The sequence below is a fragment of the Streptomyces antnestii genome, from assembly GCF_004005495.1.
In the GTDB taxonomy this organism is placed as follows: Bacteria; Actinomycetota; Actinomycetes; order Streptomycetales; family Streptomycetaceae; genus Streptomyces; species Streptomyces antnestii.
This window is the reverse complement of the sequence record NZ_RZYA01000004.1, coordinates 160,567-180,972: the sequence shown is the minus strand read 5'-3', so window position 1 is coordinate 180,972 and position 20,406 is coordinate 160,567. Positions and strand designations below refer to the sequence as shown.

Genomic DNA, 20,406 nt, shown 5'->3' with positions numbered 1-20,406 from the left:
CTACTGAGCTGCGCTTCCCTCACAGCAGTCCGGCTCGAACCCCGCAGGGAGCCGCTTCCCGTCGAACACCGAACACGTCGCGTCGTCGCCGCCGAGGGCCGCGACGGCGAGGAGGACCGAGCCCGCCGTCCACGCGGTGAGTTCCCTGGGCCAGATCGCCTCGTCCTCGAAGACGTAGCCGGTCCAGTACAGGCCCGACTCCGGGTCGCGCAGGTGCTGGATGGACTGGAGGATCTCCAGGGCCCGGTCGGACTCACCCACCGCCCACAGCGCGAGGGCGAGTTCGGCGCTCTCGCCGCCGGTGACCCACGGGTTGGGGACGACGCAGCGCACGCCGAGGCCGGGGACGACGAAGCGGTCCCAGGAGGCCGCGATGCGTTCCTGGGCCTCGGGGCCGGTCAGGGCGCCGCCGAGGACGGGGTAGTACCAGTCCATCGAGTAGCGGTCCTTGTCGAGGAACCGCTCGGGGTGGCACCGGATCGCGTGCCGCAGGCTCCCGGCGGCCAACTCCCAGTCGGGCTGGGGTTCTTCGCGCTGTTCGGCGATGGCGAGGGCGCAGCGCAGAGCGTGGTGGACCGACGAACTGCCGGTGAGGAGCGCGTCGTCGACGGGTGTCCCGTCGGGTTCGCGCTTCCAGCCGATCTGCCCGCCGGGCTGCTGGAGCCGCAGGACGAACTCCATGGCCGCGTACACGGTGGGCCACATGCGGTCGAGGAAGGCGTCGTCACCGGTGGAGAGGTAGTGGTGCCAGGCGCCTACGGCGACGTAGGCGACGAAGTTGGACTCGCGGCCGTGGTCGGTGACGTCGGCGGCGTCCCCGTCGGCGTACGCCGCGTACCAGGAGCCGTCGTCGTTCTGATGGCGGGCGAGCCAGTCGTAGGCGCGTTCCGCGGCGGTGTGCTCGCCCGCCGCGTCGAGAGCCATCGCGGCCTCGGTGTGGTCCCACGGGTCGAGGTGGTGGCCGCGGAACCACGGTATGGCGCCGTCCTCGCGCTGCACGGCGAGCAGGCCGCGCACGGTCGCGGCGGCCTGATCGGCCGTCAGAACGCCGGGCAGGACGAGGAGTTCGGTCTTCTCCGGGCTCGTCACGCCTCGGCCTTGGGCAGGTGCGGCTTGGTGGCGTAGGCGACGAAGCTCTTGCCGACGACGGGGTTGAGGAGCTGCTCGGTGACCCGGGTGAGCGCCGGCTTCTTCATGATGTCCCAGACGAGGAGCTTGTGGTACGCCCGCACGGGCAGCGCCTTGTCGTTGTCGACGCCGAACGCGCACTTGAGCCACCAGTACGGCGCGTGCAGTGCGTGCGCGTGGTGGGTGCCGTACGGCTTGAGGCCCGCTTCGCGCATCTTGCCGAGGAGTTCGTCGGCCTTGTAGATGCGGATGTGCCCGCCCTCGACCTCGTGGTACGCGTCGCTGAGCGCCCAGCAGACCTTCTCGGGGCCGTAGCGCGGGACGGTCACGGCGATGCGGCCGCCCGGCTTGAGGACGCGCACCATCTCGGCGAGGACGCCCTTGTCGTCGGGGATGTGCTCCATGACCTCGGAGATGATCACGACGTCGAACGACTCGTCCGGGAAGGGGAGGTTGAGGGCGTCGCCCTCCATGGCGGTGGCCGTGGCCCCGGCCGGCGCCTCGCCCGCCTCCTTCATCGCGGCGAACCACTTGGCGACCTCGCGGATCTCCTCGCCGTTCTGGTCGAGGGCGACCACCTGGGCCCCGCGCCGGTAGCACTCGAACGCGTGCCGACCGGCTCCACAGCCGAGGTCGAGGACGCGGTCGCCTGCGGCGAGCGGGAAGCGGGTGAAGTCGACGGTCAGCACGTGGCCCTGCTTTCGCGGTCGGATCCTGCACGTTCGTGGGGGGTGGTGGCGCGGGCCCCGGCGGGCACCCGGCCGGCCGAGCGGGCGATGGACTCGCGGTAGAGCTCGGCGGTGCCGAGCGCGGCGCGGGCCCAGGTGAAGTTCCGCAGGACCCGCTCGCGGCCCGCGGCGCCGAGCCGCTTCCGCAGTTCCGGGTCGTCCAGGAGCCGGGTCAGGGCGGCGGCCAGGGCGCCCGCGTCGCCGGTGGGCACCGCGAGGCAGGTCTCGCCGTCGCGCCCGGCGACCTCGGGGATCGCGCCGCCGGTGGTGGCGACGAGCGGGGTGCCGGTGGCCATGGCCTCGGCCGCGGGCAGCGAGAAGCCCTCGTACAGGGAGGGCACGCAGGCGACTTCGGCGGAGCGCACGAGGTCGACGAGTTCGGCGTCCGTGATGCCCTTGACGAAGGTGACGGCGCCTTCGAGGCCGTACCGCTCGATGGCCGCGGCGACGGGCCCGTCCTCGGCACGCTTGCCGACGACGACGAGATGGGCGTCCGGGTTCTCGGTGCGGACCTTGGCGAGCGCCTCGACGAGGAAGACGAGTCCCTTGAGGGGGACGTCGGCGCTGGACGTCGTCACGATGCGGCCCGGCACCTCGGCCACCGACCGGTCCGGTGAGAAGAGGTCGGTGTCGGCGCCGATGTGCACGACGCGGATCCGGTCCTGGCGTACGCCGAGGTGGTCGACGATCTCCTGGCGCGAGGTCCCGGAGACGGTGAGGACGGACGGCAGGCGGCGGGCGACGCGCTTCTGCATGCGCGTGAACGCGTACCAGCGGCGCTTGGACATCCGCTGCTGCCACGTCTCGGCGGCGTCGATCTCCAGCTGCCGGTCGACGGTGATGGGGTGGTGGATCGTGGTGACGAGGGGGGCGCCGAGCGCGGCGGGCCCGCCCAACAGGCCGTAGCCGAGGGTCTGGTTGTCGTGCACGACGTCGAACTCGCCGCGCCTGGCCCGCAGATGACGCCGGGCGCGCAGCGAGAACGTGAGGGGTTCGGGGAAGCCGCCGGTCCACATGGTGCCGACCTCGAGGGCGTCGACCCAGTCGCGGTACTCGTCGCGCTTGGGTGTGCGGAACGGGTCGGGGCTGCGGTAGAGGTCGAGGCTGGGGAGTTCGGTGAGGCGGAGACCGGTGAGGTCCTCGCCCTCGTCGAGGACGGGGTAGGGCTGGGATCCGATGACCTCGACCTGGTGCCCGAGCCGGGCGAGTTCGCGGGACAGGTGGCGTACGTAGACGCCCTGTCCGCCGCAGAACGGGTTCCCCTTGTACGTGAGGAGAGCGATGCGCAACGGACGGTCACCGTCAGTGCGCGACCCCGCCCGGGGACCGGCCTCCATGGCCTCAGCGGTCACTCGGGGCCCCCTTCTCACGGCATGTTCACGCGAGAGTACGCGTGGGCGGTAATCTAGAACAAGTTTCAGACTTGCTGACTCTTCGATAGCTCGAGGAGCACAGAATCTACCGGCAGGTAGCTTCGTTGTGACGCCCGGATCAGGTGATTCACGCCACGACGGAGCCGGCGAGGCCCTGCCATGATGAGCTCCCTGGAAAAACCGGACACGAAAAACCGGACACCGGCTGACGGCCACGGAACGGGACCCATGACAGCGGAAGCGAAGACCGCGGAAGCGAAGACCTCCGAAGCGAAGACCTCGGACGTCAGGACGGCACATCCGGCGTCGCCGCCCCTCACCGAGCGCCAGGAGGCGCGCCGCCGCCGCATCCTGCACGCGAGCGCGCAGCTGGCCAGCCGGGGCGGGTTCGACGCCGTACAGATGCGTGAGGTCGCCGAGTCCTCGCAGGTCGCGCTCGGCACGCTGTACCGCTACTTCCCCTCCAAGGTCCATCTGCTCGTGGCGACGATGCAGGACCAGCTCCAGCACATGCACGCCACGGTCCGCAAGCGCCCGCCGTCGTCCGACCTGCCCTCGGAGCGGGTCGCGGAGACCCTGATGCGGGCCTTCCGCGCGCTCCAGCGCGAGCCGCACCTCGCCGACGCGATGGTGCGCGCCCTGACGTTCGCCGACCGCAGTGTGAGCCCCGAGGTCGACCAGGTCTCCCGGCAGACGACGGCGATCATCCTGGACGCGATGGAGCTGGACGCCCCGACCCCGCAGCAGCTCTCGGCGGTCCGCGTCATCGAGCACACGTGGCACTCGGCCCTCATCACCTGGCTGTCGGGGCGCGCCTCGATCGCGCAGGTGAAGATCGACATCGAGACGGTGTGCCGCCTGATCGACCTCACGGAGCCGGAACCGCGGAAGTAGCGGCCCGGCTCCCGTCGACACCGCGCTACTCCTCGGGCGGGAACACCACTTCGCCGCTGTCGGACAGCGTGATCGTGATGGCCTCCACCGGGCAGCCCTCGGCCGCCGTGAGCACCTTCTCGTTGGCGTCCGTCTCCGCCTCCGCCGGGTGGGACTGGCGGGCGGAGTCGAGGCGGAAGCCGCCCGGGGCATGGTTCACACACATTCCGGAGCCGATGCAGACGCCCCGGTCGACCTCGACGTGCCAGCGGTCCCCCATCACGCCTCCCAGCCGGCCGGCAGATGGATCATCTTGTGCTCCAGATATGCGCCGTACCCCTCGGGCCCGAACTCCCGCCCGAGACCGGAGTTCTTGTAGCCGCCGAAGGGGCCGAGCATGTCGAGGCTGAAGGTGTTCACGCTGTACGTGCCGGTGCGCACCTGCCGTGCGACGTCGATGCCGTGCGCGACGTCGGCTGTCCACACGCTGCCGCTCAGCCCGTAGTCGGAGTCGTTGGCGATCTTCACGGCCTCGGCCTCGTCGCCGTACGGGAGCAGGCAGATGACGGGGCCGAAGATCTCCTCGCGGGCGACGCGCATGGAGTTGTCGACGTCGCCGAAGAGGGTCGGCTCGACATACCAGCCGTGGTCGAGGCCTGCCGGACGGCCGCCGCCGGTGAGGATCTTGGCGCCCTCCTCCTGGCCGATGCGGATGTAGTCGAGCGAGCGGCGCTGCTGGCGCTCGGCGACCAGCGGGCCGACCTGGGTCGCCGGGTCGAGCGGGTCGCCGACGACGAGCGCGGCCGCCGCCTCCGTGAGGGCCCCGGCGAACTCGTCGTAGCGGGAGCGGGGCAGGAGGATGCGGGTCTGGGCGACGCAGGCCTGGCCGTTGTTCATCCAGGCGGACTGGACGAGGCCGGGGACGGTCGTCGCGAGGTCCGCGTCCGGCAGGACGACGGCCGCGGACTTGCCGCCGAGTTCGAGGGTGACGTGGGTCAGGTTGCGCGAGGCGACCTCCATGACGCGCTTGCCGGCGGCCACGGATCCGGTGAAGGACACCTTGTCGACGCCGGGGTGCCCGACCAGGTACTCGCTGGTCTCGCGGTCGGCCGGGAGGATCGACAGGACACCCTCCGGCAGGCCCGCCTCCTTCGCGATCTCGCCGAGCAGATACGCGTCGAGCGGCGACTCCGGAGACGGCTTGAGGACGACCGTGCACCCGGCGAGCAGCGCGGGCGCGAGCTTGGCCGCGGCGACGAACTGCGGGACGTTCCACGGGACCACGGCCGCCACGACGCCGACCGGTTCGCGCCGCACGAGGATCTTGCCGAGCGCGCCGTCGCGCGTCTCCTCGTACGTGAAGTTCCTGGCGACGTTGATCGCCGAGTCCCACACCATCATCGCGCCGAGGGCCTGCGCGAGGACGCTCCACGAGTACGGGGAGCCGTTCTCGGAGGAGATGAGGCGGGCGATCTCCTCGTGCCGTACGGCGATCGCGTCCTTGATGCGGGTGACGACCGCGATGCGTTCGTCGAGGGTGGCCCGTGGCCAGGGCCCCTCGTCGAAGGCCCGGCGGGCGGCGGCGACGGCGCGGTCCACGTCGGCGGGGGCCGCGTGCGGTACGCGGCCGAAGACCTCGCCGGTGTGCGGGGAGATCACCTCGATGACGTCCGTGCCGAGGGGATCGGTCAACTCCCCGCCGATGAACAGCTGTCCGTGTTCCACGAGCTCGGTCATGGCTGACTTGCCTCCTGCGGCCGTTTCCTGACGCCGTTTCAGAACTGATACCAGTTCTAGTTCGCATCCGGAAGGGTCGCGCCGCCTTCACCGGCCCTGGATCTGACGGTTGATCAGGTAGATACTTGCAACAAGTTTCAAAGACAGTGTTCGGCGGTGCACGCGAGAAGTGGGGACCCATGACTGAGGCGACCGGCCAGGTGAAGGACCACGGCGGAGGGGTCTGGAGCATCCAGGTCCCGATCCCGGACAACCCCCTCGGCTACACCCTCGTCCACCTCGTGGCCACCGACGCGGGCCCCGTCCTCGTCGACACCGGCTGGGACGACCCGACGTCCTGGGACACCCTCACCGCCGGTCTGGCCGCGTGCGGCACGTCCGTCGGCGAACTCACCGGCGTCCTCGTCACCCATCACCACCCCGACCACCACGGCCTGTCCGCCAAGGTCCGCGAGGCCTCCGGTGCCTGGATCGCGATGCACGAGGCGGACGCGGCCGTCGTCCGCCGCACCCGCCAGAACCCGCCGTCACGCTGGTACGGGTACATGGTCACCAAGCTCATTGGCGCCGGCGCCCCCGAGGAGCACATCGCCCCGCTGATCGCGGCCCGCGACAACGGCCGTACCCGCAGCATGCCCGGCCTCGACCCGGCCCTGCCCGACCGCACCATCACCCCCGGCGACCTGCTCGACCTGCCGGGCCGCAGACTCCGCGCGATCTGGACCCCCGGCCACACCCCGGGCCACGTCTGCCTGCACCTGGACGAGGAGCACCCCGCCGGGCTCGAGGGCAACGGCCGCCTCTTCTCCGGCGACCACCTGCTCCCCGGCATCACCCCGCACATCGGCCTGTACGAGGACCCGGATGACGCCACCGTCACCGACCCCCTGGGCGACTACCTGGCCTCCCTCGAACTCATCGGCCGCCTCGCCCCCGCCGAGGTGCTCCCCGCCCACCAGCACACCTTCACCGACGCTCCCGCCCGCGTACGGGAGCTGCTCGACCACCACGAGGAGCGCCTCGCCGGGCTGCGGGCGCTGCTCGCCGGCCCGCTCACCCCGTGGCAGCTCGCCGAGCGGATGGAGTGGAACCGGCCCTGGGAACAGATCCCCTACGGGTCGCGCACCATCGCCGTCTCGGAGGCCGAGTCCCACCTGCGCCGCCTGGTGAAGCTGGGCCACGTGCAGGCCGTGGACGGGAGCGATCCGGTGACGTACGTGGCCGTCTGACGCGATCACCGCACCGTCGGCCGCCCTGCACGTAGTCCACCGGTCCCAACCGGCGTAATGTCAGTCACCTCAGAACCGGAAACAACAAGGGGGCGGCCACCGATGGCGCCGGACGAGGCCGTGGTCGGCTGCACGGGGAAGCTGATCATCGGCACGCGCGGATCGGAGGGCCCGGGCGAGGTACTGGTGAGGGTCAGGGGCGGCAGCGAGACGTTCTTCGCCTGGTCCGACGAGCCTCTGCGACGCGGGACGACGGTGCTGGTCATCGAGTCGCGCGGCACCCGCCAGGTCGTCGTCATGCCCTGGTCCGATCCGTCGCTGGACGAGCCCGACCACGGCTCCGGCGACATCGGCGGCTCCCGCTAAGGAGACTCAAGGATGTTCGGATATCGCGTCCCCTCACCCGACGAGGCAATGCTGATCTCGGGTGGCAGGCGGGGACTTGGGGGAGCGCCGTTCCGGGTGGTGACCGGGCACGGAAAGTTCGTCCTGCCAATCTTCCGCAAGACCCGTTTCCTTTCCTTGGCCATGTCGGAGGCCGAGGTCGTCGAGAAGTGCGTGACCCGGCAGGGCATCTCCCTGACCGTGCGCGCCGTCATCGCCTTCAAGGTGGGCAATGACACGGAGAGCATCGTCAACGCCGGCCAGCGGTTCCTCTCCGACCAGGACCAGATGTCGGTCCTCACCGGCCGGATCTTCGCCGGTCACCTGCGCTCCATCATCGGCTCGATGACGGTCGAGGAGATCGTCACCGAGCGGCAGAAGCTCGCCGCCGAGGTCCTCGACACCTCGAAGGCCGAGATGGCGAAGATCGGCCTGATCGTGGACTCGCTCCAGATCCAGTCCATCGACGACGGCGCGACCGGCTACATCGACGCGATGTCGGCCCCGCACAAGGCCGCGATCCAGCGGCAGGCCCAGATCGCCCAGGCGCAGGCCACCCAGGCCTCGACCCAGGCGGAGCAGGAGGCCCAGCGCAACCAGGCCGAGTACGCCCGGCAGACCGCCGTCGTCCAGGCCCAGTACAAGGCCGAGATCGACCGCGCCCAGGCCGCGGCCGCCCAGGCCGGCCCGCTGGCGCAGGCGCACGCGGAGCAGGAAGTGCTCATGGCGCGCACCGAACTGGCCGAGCGTGCGGCCGAACTGCGCCAGCAGCAGCTGGTGGCCGAGGTCGTGAAGCCCGCCGAGGCCGACGCCGAGCGGATCCGCGTGATGGCGATCGCCGAGGCCGAGCGGATGAAGATCCAGGCCGAGGCGGCGGCGTCGTACGACCGGGTCGCGCTCGACCGCATGCTCATCGACCAGCTGCCGCAGATCGTGAAGGAGGCGGCCAGCGGTCTCGCGGGCGCCAACGTGAACGTGCTGAACGGCGCGGACGGTCTCGGCGAGATCGCCGCCGGGCTCGTCGGCCAGGGCCTGACCATCCTCGACTCGGTCCGCCGCAACCTCGGCACACCCGACGGCGAGACGAAGCAGCCGGGCGGCGACATCCAGCGCTACCTGGGCGCGGCGTCGAGCCCGGTGGACGGCGGCAACGCCGCCAAGCGCTCGGGCGACGACGGTCCGGTCGACATCCGCTAGGGGGTGACCGTCGGATCAGGGTCGGACAGGTCACGGCGTCCGGTGCGGTGCATCGCAAGGCGCCGGAGCGTCCTGGCAGCGGAGCTGTCCGGGCGTTTCGGCAACGCGGCGAGGTGCCGTGCGAATGCGGGCACCTTCCAGCGGTAGCTGGGGAGTCGCGACCCCGGCCATGATCCGCCGGACACGCCCTAGGCACATCGGCTGTGAAGGGGGCGGGGCAGGTGTCTGCCCCGCCCCCTTCGGGCACCCCGTGGGGGTGTGGCTACGGGCCGGTACAGTGAGCGGGTCGTTCTCATGCCCGCACGGGGGGAAGCCGGTGCGAATCCGGCGCTGACCCCGCAACCGTGAGCCACCTCCGTGGCGAGCCGGACTGCCTCGTACGGGACATGACCGGCTCGTGTCATCGGCAGCCGCCGGTGGCCGGCACCGTCGAGGCATACGGAGCCGGAGCCGCCCGGTGCCCGCGTGTGCCGTGCCGCCCGGCTCCCCGCAGGGAGAGGCACCCGCCCCACCATGAACATTCGCCGCAGCGCCGCGCTCGTCGGCGCGACCGTCGTGATCGGCGCCGTCTGTGCGCCCGCCGCGGTCGCGGACAGCGCCTCGCCCTCCCCCAAGGTCGTCGTCCCCTCCGGTCTCTACGGCACGTCCGACCCGACGTACGACGGTGTCTGGCGGCAGTCGCTCTCGCTGCTCGCCCAGGACACCGTCGGTGTGAAGCCCGCGGCCAAGGCCGTGGACTGGCTGACCGGGCAGCAGTGCGCGAACGGCGGCTTCGCCGCGTTCCGCGTCGACCCGGGCAAGGCGTGCGACGCCAAGACCCCTCTCGACTCGAACAGCACGGCCGCCGCGGTGCAGGCCCTCGCCGCGCTCGGCGGGCACGACGCCGAGGTCGGCAAGGCCGTGACGTGGCTGAAGTCCGTCCAGGTCAAGGGCGGCGGCTGGGGGTACACCCCGGGCGGCGCCGCCGACGCCAACTCCACGTCCGTCGTGATCGGCGCGCTCGCCGCGGCCGGCGAGAAGGTGACGTCGGCGCAGGACGCGCTCGTGAAGCTGTCGATCCCGTGCGGCGAGGACGGCGGGGGCGCGTTCGCGTACCAGCCGGACAAGAAGGGGAAGCTCGCGGCCAACGCGGACGCGACGGCGGCCGGTGTGCTCGGCGGGCTCGGCAAGGGCCTCGCCGCCGACGGCGCGAAGCAGGCCGGGAAGCCGGTCTGCAAGGGCTCCGGCACCCCCGGCGCGGCGCAGGCCGCACAGAACGGCGCCGCGTATCTGACCCAGGCGCTGGCCAAGGACCACCACCTCATGTCGGCGATGCCGGGCGCCAAGGCACAGCCCGACTTCGGCAACACGGCCGATGCGGTCACCGCGCTCGCCGCCTCCGGTCACCCCGACCAGGCCGCCCCCGCGCTGAGCTGGCTGGAGAAGAACTCCTCGAAGTGGGCCGAGCAGAGCGGCCCGGCCGCCTACGCCCAGCTGATCCTCGCCGCGCACGCGGCCGGCGCGGACCCGCGCGACTTCGGCGGCACCGACCTGGTGAAGTCCCTGAACGCGACGGGCCCCGCGCCCGCCACCACGCAGGCCGGCAAGAAGGACGAGAAGAAGAAGGACGGCGGCGGCATCAGCGTCTGGTACGTCGTCGCCGTGGCGGCCGTCGCCGGTATCGGCATCGGCTTCCTGTTCAGCGGCCGCAAGAAGCAGCAGCTGTGAGCAGCCGCCGACGCCTGCCCGTCCTCGCCCTCGCGTTCGGCGCGCTGCTCGCGCTCCTGGCCGGCGCGGGCCAGGCCCAGGCCACCGGGTACCGCTACTGGTCGTTCTGGGACCGCGCCGGGGACCACTGGGTGTACGCGTCCCAGGGGCCGTCGACCGCGCGTCCCTCGGACGGTGACGTCCAGGGGTTCCGGTTCTCCGTGAGCGAGGACTCGCAGGACTCGGCGAAGCCGCGCGGTACGGCCTCCTTCGCGTCGATCTGCGCGGCCACTCCCGCGCGGGGCGGCGAGAAGCGGGTCGCGCTCGTCATCGACCCCGGCACCGCGCAGGACGCGCCGTCCGGTGAGACGCCGCCGAAGCCGCGTGCCGCGTGTGCGCGCGTCGCGGACGACGCGACCACCGCGGAGGCGCTGGCCGCCGTCGCGAAGCCGCTGCGGTACGACAACCAGGCCCTGCTGTGCGCGATCAACGGCTACCCGAAGTCGGGCTGCGGTGAGCAGGTGTCCGCCTCCAACTCCAAGGACACGAAGGCGGTGACCGGGAAGGGCGAGGCGAAGGGCGACTCCGGCAGCGGTGGGCCCTCCGTCGGTCTGCTCGCCGGGGGCGGCGCCGTGGTCGTGCTCGGCGCGGCCGCGGTCTGGCAGGCGCGCCGCCGGCGCGGCTGACCCGGAACACGGAAACGACGACACGATGAGCGCCGGCGCGGACGCCTCGCACCCCATACCGCCCCCCATACCGCACCCCGCACCCCGTCCGCGCCTCGCGCACGGGACGGGGGCGGGGCCTTCCGTGCGTCCGCGTCCGCTCGCCGCGCCCCGGGCCCACCGTTCGAACGCGCTGCATCCCGGCGCGTGGTGGCTCTGGGCGCTCGGGCTCGGCACGGCGGCGTCCCGGACGACGAATCCGCTGCTGCTCGCGCTGCTCGTCGGGGTCGCCGGGTATGTGGTGGCGGCGCGGCGCACGTCGGCGCCGTGGGCACGGTCGTACGGGGCGTTCGTGAAGCTGGGGCTCGCGGTGATCGGGATCCGGCTGGTGTTCGCGGTGCTCCTGGGGTCGCCGATCCCGGGGACGCACGTCCTCGTCACGCTGCCCGAGGTGCCGCTGCCCGCGTGGGCGCAAGGGGTGCGGATCGGCGGCCGGGTCACGGTCGAGGGCCTGGTGTTCGCGCTGTACGACGGCCTGAAGCTGGCCGCGCTGCTGATCTGTGTGGGCGCGGCGAACGCGCTCGCGAGCCCGGCCCGGCTCCTCAAGTCGCTGCCGGGCGCGCTGTACGAGGCCGGGGTCGCGGTCGTCGTCGCGATGACGTTCGCGCCGAACCTGATCGCCGACGTACGGCGGCTGCGTGCGGCGCGCCGCCTGCGAGGGCGGCCCGACAAGGGGCTGCGCGGTCTGGTGCAGGTCGGACTCCCGGTCCTGGAAGGCGCGTTGGAGCGGTCCGTGGCGCTGGCCGCCGCGATGGACGCGCGCGGGTACGGGCGTACGGCCGAGGTGCCCGCCGTCGTGCGGCGGACCGGGGCGGCGCTGACGCTCGGCGGTCTGGTCGGGGTGTGCGCGGGCACGTACGGGCTGCTGACCGCGGACGGCGCGCGGTACGGGCTGCCCGTGCTGCTCGCCGGGGTGGCGGCCTCGCTCGGCGGGCTCTGGGTGGGCGGGCGCCGTTCGGTCCGCACCCGGTACCGGCCCGACGTGTGGGGCGTGCGGGCGTGGCTCGTCGCCGCGTCGGGGGCGGCCGTCGCCGCCGTGATGATCCTGGCCGGTTCCCACGATCCCGCGGCGCTGGCGCCCGGCGTGGTGCCGCTGGCCGCGCCGGCGCTGCCCCTGTGGCCGGCGGCCGGGGTGCTGCTCGGGCTGCTGCCCGCGTTCGTGGCGCCCGCGCCGCCGCTCGCCGAAACGCCCTCGAAGGAGGCTTCATGATCCGGTTCGAGGACGTCTCGGTGACGTACGACGGGGCCGCCGAACCCACGGTCCGCAACATCGAACTCCATGTGCCCGAGGGCGAGTTGGTGCTGCTCGTCGGGCCTTCGGGGGTCGGCAAGTCGACGCTGCTCGGCGCGGTGAGCGGGCTCGTGCCGCACTTCACCGGGGGCACGCTCAGCGGGCGCGTCACCGTGGCGGGCCGGGACACGCGGACGCACAAGCCGCGCGAACTCGCCGACGTGGTCGGCACGGTGGGGCAGGACCCGCTCTCCCACTTCGTCACCGACACCGTCGAGGACGAACTCGCGTACGGCATGGAGTCGTTGGGCCTCCCGCCGGGCGTGATGCGGCGGCGCGTCGAGGAGACCCTCGACCTGCTCGGCCTCGCCGAGCTGCGCGACCGCCCCATCGCGACGCTGTCCGGCGGGCAGCAGCAGCGCGTCGCCATCGGTTCCGTCCTCACCCCGCACCCGCGGGTCCTGGTCCTCGACGAGCCGACGTCCGCGCTCGACCCGGCCGCCGCGGAGGAGGTCCTCGCGGTGATCCAGCGCCTCGTCCACGACCTCGGCACGACGGTCCTGATGGCCGAGCACCGCCTGGAGCGGGTGGTCCAGTACGCGGACCAGGTCGCACTCCTGCCGGGCCCCGGCGAACGTCTCCAACTCGGCGCCCCCGCCGAGATCATGGCCGTGTCACCGGTGTTCCCGCCGGTCGTGGACCTGGGCCGGCTCGCCGGCTGGTCACCGCTGCCGCTGACGGTGCGGGACGCGCGGCGCAGGTCCGGGGAGCTGCGGCAACGCCTGGCGGGACACGAGCCGGGCGAGCCCCCGGCCCCGGCCCCGGCCCCGGCCCCGGCTCCGGCCCCGGCTCCGGCTCCGGCTCCGGCTCCGGGTCCGGGTCCGGTGGAGTCCCCCGCCCCGCGCCGGCCCCCGCTGCGTTCCCGTAAGCAGCCCGCCGTACCAGCCGTCGCCGAGGTCACGGGGCTTGCCGTGCGGCGGGGGCGGGTCGAGGCGCTGCGTCACGTGGACCTCACGGTCGCGCCCGGCGAGATCGTCGCCCTGATGGGCCGCAACGGCGCCGGAAAGTCCACCCTCCTGTCCACCCTGGTCGGCCTGGTCCGCCCCTCCTCCGGCACCGTCCTGGTCGGCGGCGCGGTCCCGCACCGCACGGGCCCGCGCGAGCTGATCCGCCGCGTCGGCCTCGTCCCGCAGGAACCACGTGACCTGCTGTACGCGGACACGGTCGCCGCGGAGTGCGCGGCCGCGGACCAGGACGCGGGCGCGGATCCGGGCACCTGCCGTGATCTGATCTCGCGGCTCCTGCCGGGCATCGCGGACGACACCCACCCCCGTGACCTCTCGGAGGGCCAGCGCCTCACACTCGCCCTGGCGATCGTGCTGACGGCGCGCCCTCCGCTGCTCCTGCTGGACGAGCCGACGCGCGGCCTCGACTACGCGGCGAAGGCCCGCCTGGTCACGGTGCTGCGCGGCCTCGCGGCCGACGGACACGCCGTCGTCCTGGCCACGCACGACGTGGAACTGGCCGCCGAGCTGTCCCACCGCGTCGCGGTCCTGGCCGACGGCGAGATCGTGGCGAACGGCCCCACCCCCGAGGTGGTCGTGGCGTCCCCCGCGTTCTCCCCGCAGGTCGCGAAGGTCCTGGCGCCGGGCAGGTGGCTCACGGTGTCCCAGGTCCGCGAGGCCCTGGCCGCACAGGAGGAGGCATGAGCACGCGCCGGCAGCCGCAGGCGCGGGCCATCCGCCTCGGCCCCCGCTCGGTGATCGCCTTGCTCCTCGTCAGCGCCGTGGGCGTGGCCGCCTTCGGGTGGCCGCTGCTCGCGGGCCCTTCGTCGCAGGTCAGCGCCCATGCGCAGGACGCGCCCTGGTTGTTCGCGGGGCTGCTCGTGCTCCTTGTGGGGGTGGTCACGGCGGCCGTGTCGGACGGCGGGGTCGGGCCGAAGGCGGTGGCGATGCTGGGGGTCCTCGCCGCGACGGGCGCGGCGCTGCGGCCGATCGGGGCGGGCACGGCGGGCATCGAGCCGATGTTCTTCCTGATGGTGCTGAGCGGGCGCGTTCTCGGGCCCGGCTTCGGGTTCGTGCTCGGGTCGGTGAGCATGTTCGCGTCGGCGCTGCTCACCGGCGGGGTCGGGCCGTGGATGCCGTTCCAGATGCTGTCGATGGGCTGGTTCACGATGGGCGCGGGACTGCTGCCGGGCCCTGACCGGCTGCGCGGCCGCGCGGAGGTCCTGATGCTGGCCGCGTACGGGTTCCTCGCCTCGTTCGCGTACGGCACGGTCATGAATCTGGCGGGCTGGCCGTTCCTGGACTCGCTGTCGTCGAGCGTCGCCTTCCAGGCGGGGGCCCCGCTGCACGAGAACCTGGTCCGCTTCCTCGCGTACTGCCTGGCCACGTCGCTGGGCTGGGACCTCGGGCGCGCGGTGATCACCGTCGTACTGACCCTCACCGTCGGGCCGGCCCTCCTGAGGGCGCTGCGGCGGGCCACGCGCCGGGCCGCGTTCGAGGCCCCCGTCACATTCGAGAGCGCCGAGCCGTAGGGGCGTGCGCGCGCTGCGTCACCGGGACCCGCCCGCGCCGTGAAGCACCCCACATGACGCACGTCACCTACGATGCGCGGCCGTAGACCCGATCGTTTGACGCGTCCGGGCCAAAATGCCCGCTGACCTGGGGAATGAGAGCCAGCTCACATGGGGGACATTTCAACCATATGCGACCTCCACTAGTAAAAGGGGTGATTGCGGCGGCGGTCCCGGCCTGTTTCTCTGGAGGAGTCGCAAGGCGCCGACGGCCCCCGCCAGGGCCCCGGCGCCTCCGTACGCCGCAGGGCGGACGGCGCGACTCCCCCGTCCTCCACGGAAGGCCACCTCTTGTCCGCCACCATCCTCCGCCGCATCGCCACCCCGAAGAAGGCCCTCGCCGGTGTCGCCCTGGCCGCCGCCACCGCCGGCATGGTCATGGCCGCCGCCCCCGCGTCGAACGCGGCCTCCGCTTCACCCAAGGCGATCGCCCAGCAGAAGATGAGCGCCGCACAGTTCCAGTGCTTCGACAAGATCGTGTCCCACGAGTCCGGCTGGAACCCGCACGCGACGAACGCGTCCTCGGGTGCCTACGGTCTCGTCCAGGCCCTGCCCGCCAACAAGATGGCGTCGGCCGGCGGCGACTGGAAGACCAACCCCGAGACCCAGATCAAGTGGGGTCTGAAGTACATGAACGAGCGCTACGGCAGCCCCTGTGGCGCCTGGGCCCACTGGCAGACCGCCCACTCGTACTGAGCCGGGCCCCACGCGTGACGCGACCTCGCACGAGGTGACCTCACATGACGAAAGCGGCGCCCTCCCCCCTCGGGAGGGCGCTGCTTTCGTCATGCCGGACGCCCGCCTTCGTCATGCCGGACGCCCGCCGTCACAGCCGCTGGATGATCGTGCCCGTCGCCACCGCGCCGCCCGCACACATCGTGATCAGCGCGAACTCCTTGTCCCGGCGCTCCAGTTCGTGCAGGGCGGTGGTGATGAGCCGGGCGCCGGTCGACCCCACGGGGTGGCCGAGCGCGATGGCGCCGCCGTTCACGTTGACCTTCTCCAGGTCCTGCTCGAAGACCTGCGCCCAGCTGAGCACGACGGACGCGAACGCCTCGTTGATCTCGACGAGGTCGATGTCCTTGAGGGACATGCCGGCCTTGCCGAGCACGGCACGGGTGGCGTCGACCGGCCCGTCCAGGTGGTAGTGCGGGTCGGCGCCGACGAGCGCCTGGGCGACGATCCGGGCGCGCGGCTTGAGCTTGAGGGCGCGCGCCATCCGCTTGGACGCCCACATGATCGCGGCGGCGCCGTCGGAGATCTGCGAGGAGTTGCCCGCGGTGTGCACGGCGGTCGGCATGACGGGCTTGAGCCCGGCGAGCGCCTCCATGGTCGTGTCGCGCAGCCCCTCGTCGCGGTCCACGAGCCGCCACATGCCCTGCCCCGCGGCCTGTTCCTCCTCGGTCGTGGGCACCTGCACGGCGAACGTCTCGCGCTTGAAGCGCTCCTCGGCCCAGGCGGCCGCGGCGCGTTCCTGCGAGATGAGGCCGAGCGAGTCGACGTTCTCGCGGGTCAGTCCGCGCTTGCGCGCGATCCGTTCGGCGGCCTCGAACTGGTTGGGCAGGTCGACGTTCCACTCCTCGGGGAACGGCTTGCCGGGCCCGTGCTTGGAGCCGGAGCCGAGCGGCACCCGCGACATCGCCTCGACGCCGCAGCTGATGCCGATGTCGATGACACCGGCGGCGATCATGTTGGCGGTCATGTGCGAGGCCTGCTGCGAGGAGCCGCACTGGCAGTCGACGGTCGTCGCGGCGGTCTCGTACGGGAGGCCCATGGTGAGCCAGGCCGTGCGCGCCGGGTTCATGGACTGTTCGCCCGCGTGCGTGACCGTGCCGCCCACGATCTGCTCGACACAGTCGGCGTGGATGCCGGTCCTGCCGAGGAGTTCGCGGTATGTCTCGCCGAGGAGATACGCGGGATGAAGATTGGCGAGCGCGCCTCCGCGCTTGCCGATGGGGGTACGTACGGCTTCGACGATGACGGGTTCCGCGGCCATTGCTCGTCCTCTCCACACTTTCCCGGACCGAACCAGAAGACGTCAGAACTAGAACGCGTACCAGTTCTCCGTGCAGTCTCGACGGTGCTACTCCCGGTACGCAAGGGTCGTGCACGTACCGCGCGCGCAATCGGACTTACCGCGGGTATTGCACCTTGTAGAACCCGTTACTACCGTGCCGACAAGCTGACGCCCCGTCAGACCGTCACCGGGAGTTGCCCATGCCGTGCCCCGCGCTGCCCGAAGGGTTCGACTTCACCGACCCCGACCTGCTAGAACACCGCGTCCCCTTCCCCGAGTTCGCCCAGCTTCGGCAGTCCGAACCGGTCACCTGGATCGCCCAGCCGGCCGGCATCGCCGGTTTCGGAGACTCGGGCTACTGGGCCGTGACGCGGCACGCGGACGTCAAGTACGTCTCCACGCATCCCGAGATCTTCTCCTCGAACCTCAACACCGCGGTCATCCGCTTCAACGAGTCGATCAGCCGCGACCAGATCGACGTCCAGAGGCTGATCATGCTGAACATGGACCCGCCGGAGCACACCCGGGTCCGGCAGATCGTCCAGCGCGGCTTCACACCCCGTTCCATCCGGGCCCTGGAGGACACCCTGCGCACCAGGGCCCGTGCCATCGTCGAGGCGGCCCTCGCGAACGCCAAGTCCGACGGCTCCTTCGACTTCGTCACGAACGTCGCCGTCGAACTCCCCCTCCAGGCCATCGCCGAGCTCATCGGCGTACCGCAGGACGACCGCACCAAGATCTTCGACTGGTCCAACAAGATGGCCGCGTACGACGATCCGGAGTACGCGATCACCGAGGAGGTCGGCGCCGAGGCGGCCATGGAGCTCGTCAGCTACGCGATGAACCTGGCCGCCGCCCGCAAGGAGTGCCCGGCCAAGGACATCGTCAGCCAGCTGGTGGCCGCGGAGGACGAGGGCAACCTGAGCTCGGACGAGTTCGGTTTCTTCGTGATCCTGCTGGCCGTGGCCGGCAACGAGACGACGCGCAACGCCATCACGCACGGCATGCACGCCTTCCTCACCCACCCCGACCAGTGGGAACTGTTCAAGCGGGAGCGTCCGGAGACGACGGCCGAGGAGATCGTCCGCTGGGCCACCCCCGTGGTCTCCTTCCAGCGCACCGCGACCCAGGACACCGAACTGGGCGGCGCGCAGATCAAGAAGGGCGACCGGGTCGGCATCTTCTACTCGTCGGCCAACCACGACCCCGAAGTCTTCGAGAACCCCGGTGCGTTCGACATCACCCGCGACCCGAACCCGCACCTCGGCTTCGGCGGCGGCGGCCCGCACTTCTGCCTCGGCAAGTCACTGGCCGTCCTTGAGATCAACCTCATCTTCAACGCCGTGGCCGACGCGATGCCGGATCTGCGCCTGACCGGCGACCCGCGCCGGCTTCGCTCGGCCTGGCTCAACGGCGTCAAGGAGCTCCAGGTCAGCACCCGCTGACCCGCCGTCACGCGCCCGGCGCCGGGCATCCTGACGTCGAGGGATCCGGCGACGGGGTCGCGGGCGGGGACTCCCCCGGCCCGGCGGAGGGGTCCGGGCCGGGGGACGGGGACGCCGTGCCCGTGGGGCAGTCCGCCGACGGCTCGGGGTTGCCGGGGCCGGTGGGCGTGCCCGGGTCCTGCGTCACCGGAGGGTCGCTGGGGCCGGGCGAGGGGGACGACGGATCCGCCGGGTCGCCGCCCGGGCCGGGACCGGGGTTCGGATCAGGGCTCGGATCAGGGCTCGGATGAGGGTTGGAACCGCCGCCGTGGGGCCCGGAGGGTGTCGGATCGGGACCCACGACGATGCCGCTGCCGTTCCCCGGGCCCTTCCCCGGCCCCCTTCCGCCGCCCACCGGCCGGGTCGCCGGGGTGTCGCCTCCCGCGCCGGGGCTCTTCGGCAGGACACCCTTGCCGTCGGGCACGGTGTGCACGCCCTCGCGGTAGAACTCCATCCAGTACAGGACCAGCCGGAGATAGTCGCGCGAGTAGTTGTAGCTGAGGATGGCGCGTTCCCGGCCCGCCGCGCGGCTGACATCGCGGTCGCCCGCGCACAGGTAGTGGCCCGCCGCCAGGGCCGCGTCGAAGATGTTGTTCGGGTTCCTGTCCCCGTCCCCGTTCCCGTCGGCGCCCCAGCGACGCCACGTCGACGGCAGGAACTGCAGGGGCCCGACCGCCCGGTCGTACACCGTGTCCCCGTCCCACGCCCCGCCGTCCGAGTCCCTGATCAGCGCGAACCCCTGGCCGTCGAGCGCGGGCCCGGTGATACGGCGGAGGGTCGTGCCGTGCGCGTCGACGGCGCCCCCGCGCGCCTGGCCCGACTCCACCTTGCCGATGGCCGCGAGCAGTTCCCAGGGCAGCCGGCAGCCCGCGTCGGTCCGGGCGAGCGCCGCCTCGGCCCTGCGGTACGCGGCCAGGACGGTCGCCGGGACGCCGGCCTGGGCGCGGATCTGGGCGGCCGGAAAGAGGTGCGTGGGCGCGTCCGGGGTGTTCAGGGGCGGGAGTTCGGTGTGGTACGAGTCGTCGCCCTGCGAAGCCACGTCGGGCAGCGGCGCGGCGGCCGGCCCCGGGCTCCGCGTGCCGCCCCCGTCCCGCCCGGTGGCCGCGCGGTCGATGAGTGACGGGGCCTGGGACGCCGTGAGCAGGGCCACCGCGGCCGCGGCGACGGCGGTGCCGCGCAGACCCCGGCGGGCGCGGGCGTCGCGGGGGCGCAGGCGCGCCAGGAGGTGCGGGGCTCGCTTCACGGATCTCACGGGTCGGTCTCCTTGTCTCACGTGATGCCGGGGGCGCGTCGGTCGAGCCGGTCTGATCGGTGTGGGCGGTGCCGGTCGCGTCAGCCGTGCCAGCCGCGTGCTCAGCGGCCGAAGGTGTCGATGCCCGAGACCAGCCAGCGGCCCTCCTGGCGCACCCACTCGACGGCGAACATGGCCCCGGCGTACGCCGTGCCGCTCTTGCCGTGCGTGGTGCTGCTGCTCTGGTCGGCGAAGACGAGCACGCGGGCGCGGTCGCCGCTGATGCGCTCGACGGCGCTCTCGGTGACCGTCGTCGTGATCACAGCCTTGGACTTCCTGGCCTGCGCGAGGACACCCCCGAGCAGCTGCTGGTGCTGGGCCACGGCCTTGCCGGTGAGCAGCGAGGACACGGCCTTCCGCGCGGCCTCGGGGTGGGCGTAGTCGTACGAGAACAGGTCCGCCACGGCCTTGTCGGTGCGGCCCTTGATCTCGCTGGTGCGGGCGACGTCGGTGAGCGCGGTGTTGCGTGCGGCCGGCACGTCCCGTTCCGCGGCGGCCCGGGCGTGCGCCCACCCGGCGAACGCGCCGAGGAGCAGGGTGAGCGCGCAGACGACGAGGAGGGCGCGGCGTGGCCGGGGGGTGGGGATGACCGAGCTCTGCCCCGTGGCAGCCTTTCGGTCAACAGGCCGTTTTCGTACGGGTTTTGGCTCGGCGACCGCTTCAAGTCGGCGTGGCCTGGGGGCCGCGGCCAGGCGGCGGGTGCGGTTGATGTGGTGACGCGTCGTCGACATGGTCCGTCCGTCCTCTC

Annotated in this window: 19 protein-coding genes and 1 riboswitch; of the genes, 11 read left to right on the top strand and 8 right to left on the bottom strand. The window is 72.4% G+C overall.

From position 1 onward, the window contains the following. Genes EOT10_RS11225 through EOT10_RS11215 form a run of 3 tightly spaced genes read right to left on the bottom strand, consistent with a single transcriptional unit; the run spans position 1 to position 3,208 of the window. Positions 1–1,089, bottom strand: coding sequence for a prenyltransferase/squalene oxidase repeat-containing protein (locus tag EOT10_RS11225; RefSeq protein WP_127827974.1), 1,089 nt, complete (start codon positions 1,087–1,089; stop codon positions 1–3). Then, the gene (locus EOT10_RS11220) at positions 1,086–1,817 is read right to left on the bottom strand and encodes a class I SAM-dependent methyltransferase (protein ID WP_127827973.1); all 732 of its coding nucleotides are present in this window, start codon (positions 1,815–1,817) and stop codon (positions 1,086–1,088) included. Before EOT10_RS11220 ends, EOT10_RS11225 begins: the two co-directional genes overlap by 4 nt. Beyond that, positions 1,811–3,208, bottom strand: coding sequence for a glycosyltransferase family 4 protein (locus EOT10_RS11215; RefSeq protein WP_189491435.1), 1,398 nt, complete (start codon positions 3,206–3,208; stop codon positions 1,811–1,813). The genes EOT10_RS11220 and EOT10_RS11215 overlap by 7 nt, the downstream gene beginning before the upstream one ends. Positions 3,209–3,457: 249 nt before the next feature. On the opposite strand from EOT10_RS11215, the gene EOT10_RS11210 reads away from it, so the two are divergent. Further along, positions 3,458–4,123 carry a TetR family transcriptional regulator gene (locus EOT10_RS11210; RefSeq protein WP_127827972.1) on the top strand — a complete coding sequence of 222 codons (666 nt, stop codon included), beginning with the start codon at positions 3,458–3,460 and terminating at the stop codon, positions 4,121–4,123. Positions 4,124–4,148: 25 nt separating this feature from the next. On the opposite strand, the gene EOT10_RS11205 is transcribed toward EOT10_RS11210, so the two are convergent. Together EOT10_RS11205 and EOT10_RS11200 are read right to left on the bottom strand one after the other, a co-directional pair. After that, positions 4,149–4,382: a ferredoxin gene (locus EOT10_RS11205; RefSeq protein WP_127827971.1), complete on the bottom strand. Its 234-nt coding sequence runs from the start codon at positions 4,380–4,382 to the stop codon at positions 4,149–4,151. After that, on the bottom strand, positions 4,382–5,839 hold the full coding sequence (locus tag EOT10_RS11200; protein WP_127827970.1) for an aldehyde dehydrogenase: 1,458 nt from the start codon (positions 5,837–5,839) through the stop codon (positions 4,382–4,384). Before EOT10_RS11200 ends, EOT10_RS11205 begins: the two co-directional genes overlap by 1 nt. A gap of 179 nt (positions 5,840–6,018) precedes the next feature. Between EOT10_RS11200 and EOT10_RS11195 the strand changes: the two genes are divergently transcribed. The 9 genes from EOT10_RS11195 to EOT10_RS11155 all read left to right on the top strand — a co-directional run bounded on the left by EOT10_RS11195 (position 6,019) and on the right by EOT10_RS11155 (position 15,562). After that, positions 6,019–7,068, top strand: a complete 1,050-nt coding sequence (locus EOT10_RS11195; RefSeq protein ID WP_127827969.1) for a Strvi_7410 family MBL fold metallo-hydrolase — start codon at positions 6,019–6,021, stop codon at positions 7,066–7,068. Positions 7,069–7,170: 102 nt separating this feature from the next. After that, on the top strand, positions 7,171–7,434 hold the full coding sequence (locus tag EOT10_RS11190; RefSeq protein WP_127827968.1) for a hypothetical protein: 264 nt from the start codon (positions 7,171–7,173) through the stop codon (positions 7,432–7,434). Between the two features lie 12 nt (positions 7,435–7,446). After that, complete coding sequence (locus EOT10_RS11185) at positions 7,447–8,649, top strand: SPFH domain-containing protein (RefSeq protein ID WP_127827967.1); 1,203 nt, start codon at positions 7,447–7,449, stop codon at positions 8,647–8,649. 259 nt (positions 8,650–8,908) lie between these two features. Then, positions 8,909–9,042, top strand: a riboswitch (cobalamin riboswitch). Positions 9,043–9,162: 120 nt separating this feature from the next. Further along, complete coding sequence (locus EOT10_RS11180) at positions 9,163–10,356, top strand: SCO2321 family membrane protein (RefSeq protein WP_127827966.1); 1,194 nt, start codon at positions 9,163–9,165, stop codon at positions 10,354–10,356. Further along, positions 10,353–11,021 carry an SCO2322 family protein gene (locus EOT10_RS11175; RefSeq protein ID WP_127827965.1) on the top strand — a complete coding sequence of 223 codons (669 nt, stop codon included), beginning with the start codon at positions 10,353–10,355 and terminating at the stop codon, positions 11,019–11,021. Before EOT10_RS11180 ends, EOT10_RS11175 begins: the two co-directional genes overlap by 4 nt. A 25-nt stretch (positions 11,022–11,046) precedes the next feature. Continuing rightward, positions 11,047–12,270 (top strand): CbiQ family ECF transporter T component, encoded by a 1,224-nt coding sequence (locus tag EOT10_RS11170; protein WP_127827964.1) that lies wholly within the window; start codon positions 11,047–11,049, stop codon positions 12,268–12,270. Then, on the top strand, positions 12,267–14,000 hold the full coding sequence (locus EOT10_RS11165) for an ABC transporter ATP-binding protein (RefSeq protein WP_127827963.1): 1,734 nt from the start codon (positions 12,267–12,269) through the stop codon (positions 13,998–14,000). Before EOT10_RS11170 ends, EOT10_RS11165 begins: the two co-directional genes overlap by 4 nt. Further along, positions 13,997–14,827 (top strand): ECF transporter S component, encoded by an 831-nt coding sequence (locus tag EOT10_RS11160; protein WP_127827962.1) that lies wholly within the window; start codon positions 13,997–13,999, stop codon positions 14,825–14,827. Before EOT10_RS11165 ends, EOT10_RS11160 begins: the two co-directional genes overlap by 4 nt. Before the next feature lie 330 nt (positions 14,828–15,157). Continuing rightward, entirely contained in the window at positions 15,158–15,562 is a 405-nt protein-coding gene (locus EOT10_RS11155) for an aggregation-promoting factor C-terminal-like domain-containing protein (protein WP_127827961.1), read from the top strand. 130 nt (positions 15,563–15,692) lie between these two features. Here the strand turns inward: EOT10_RS11155 and EOT10_RS11150 are convergent, their stop codons facing one another. Beyond that, complete coding sequence (locus EOT10_RS11150; protein WP_127827960.1) at positions 15,693–16,862, bottom strand: steroid 3-ketoacyl-CoA thiolase; 1,170 nt, start codon at positions 16,860–16,862, stop codon at positions 15,693–15,695. 221 nt (positions 16,863–17,083) lie between these two features. Between EOT10_RS11150 and EOT10_RS11145 the strand changes: the two genes are divergently transcribed. Further along, entirely contained in the window at positions 17,084–18,328 is a 1,245-nt protein-coding gene (locus EOT10_RS11145) for a cytochrome P450 (protein ID WP_127827959.1), read from the top strand. 7 nt (positions 18,329–18,335) lie between these two features. On the opposite strand, the gene EOT10_RS11140 is transcribed toward EOT10_RS11145, so the two are convergent. Further along, positions 18,336–19,619 (bottom strand): lytic transglycosylase domain-containing protein, encoded by a 1,284-nt coding sequence (locus EOT10_RS11140; RefSeq protein ID WP_223280926.1) that lies wholly within the window; start codon positions 19,617–19,619, stop codon positions 18,336–18,338. Positions 19,620–19,720: 101 nt separating this feature from the next. Then, complete coding sequence (locus tag EOT10_RS11135) at positions 19,721–20,389, bottom strand: hypothetical protein (protein ID WP_127827957.1); 669 nt, start codon at positions 20,387–20,389, stop codon at positions 19,721–19,723. Positions 20,390–20,406: the final 17 nt, after the last annotated feature.

Coding starts and splice junctions, on each gene's coding strand:
- EOT10_RS11210 (WP_127827972.1), top strand. CDS start 3,458: ATGACAGCGGAAGCGAAGACCGCGGAAGCGAAGACCTCCGAAGCGAAG.
- EOT10_RS11205 (WP_127827971.1), bottom strand. CDS start 4,382: ATGGGGGACCGCTGGCACGTCGAGGTCGACCGGGGCGTCTGCATCGGC.
- EOT10_RS11200 (WP_127827970.1), bottom strand. CDS start 5,839: ATGACCGAGCTCGTGGAACACGGACAGCTGTTCATCGGCGGGGAGTTG.
- EOT10_RS11195 (WP_127827969.1), top strand. CDS start 6,019: ATGACTGAGGCGACCGGCCAGGTGAAGGACCACGGCGGAGGGGTCTGG.
- EOT10_RS11190 (WP_127827968.1), top strand. CDS start 7,171: ATGGCGCCGGACGAGGCCGTGGTCGGCTGCACGGGGAAGCTGATCATC.
- EOT10_RS11185 (WP_127827967.1), top strand. CDS start 7,447: ATGTTCGGATATCGCGTCCCCTCACCCGACGAGGCAATGCTGATCTCG.
- EOT10_RS11180 (WP_127827966.1), top strand. CDS start 9,163: ATGAACATTCGCCGCAGCGCCGCGCTCGTCGGCGCGACCGTCGTGATC.
- EOT10_RS11170 (WP_127827964.1), top strand. CDS start 11,047: ATGAGCGCCGGCGCGGACGCCTCGCACCCCATACCGCCCCCCATACCG.
- EOT10_RS11165 (WP_127827963.1), top strand. CDS start 12,267: ATGATCCGGTTCGAGGACGTCTCGGTGACGTACGACGGGGCCGCCGAA.
- EOT10_RS11160 (WP_127827962.1), top strand. CDS start 13,997: ATGAGCACGCGCCGGCAGCCGCAGGCGCGGGCCATCCGCCTCGGCCCC.
- EOT10_RS11150 (WP_127827960.1), bottom strand. CDS start 16,862: ATGGCCGCGGAACCCGTCATCGTCGAAGCCGTACGTACCCCCATCGGC.
- EOT10_RS11145 (WP_127827959.1), top strand. CDS start 17,084: ATGCCGTGCCCCGCGCTGCCCGAAGGGTTCGACTTCACCGACCCCGAC.
- EOT10_RS11135 (WP_127827957.1), bottom strand. CDS start 20,389: ATGTCGACGACGCGTCACCACATCAACCGCACCCGCCGCCTGGCCGCG.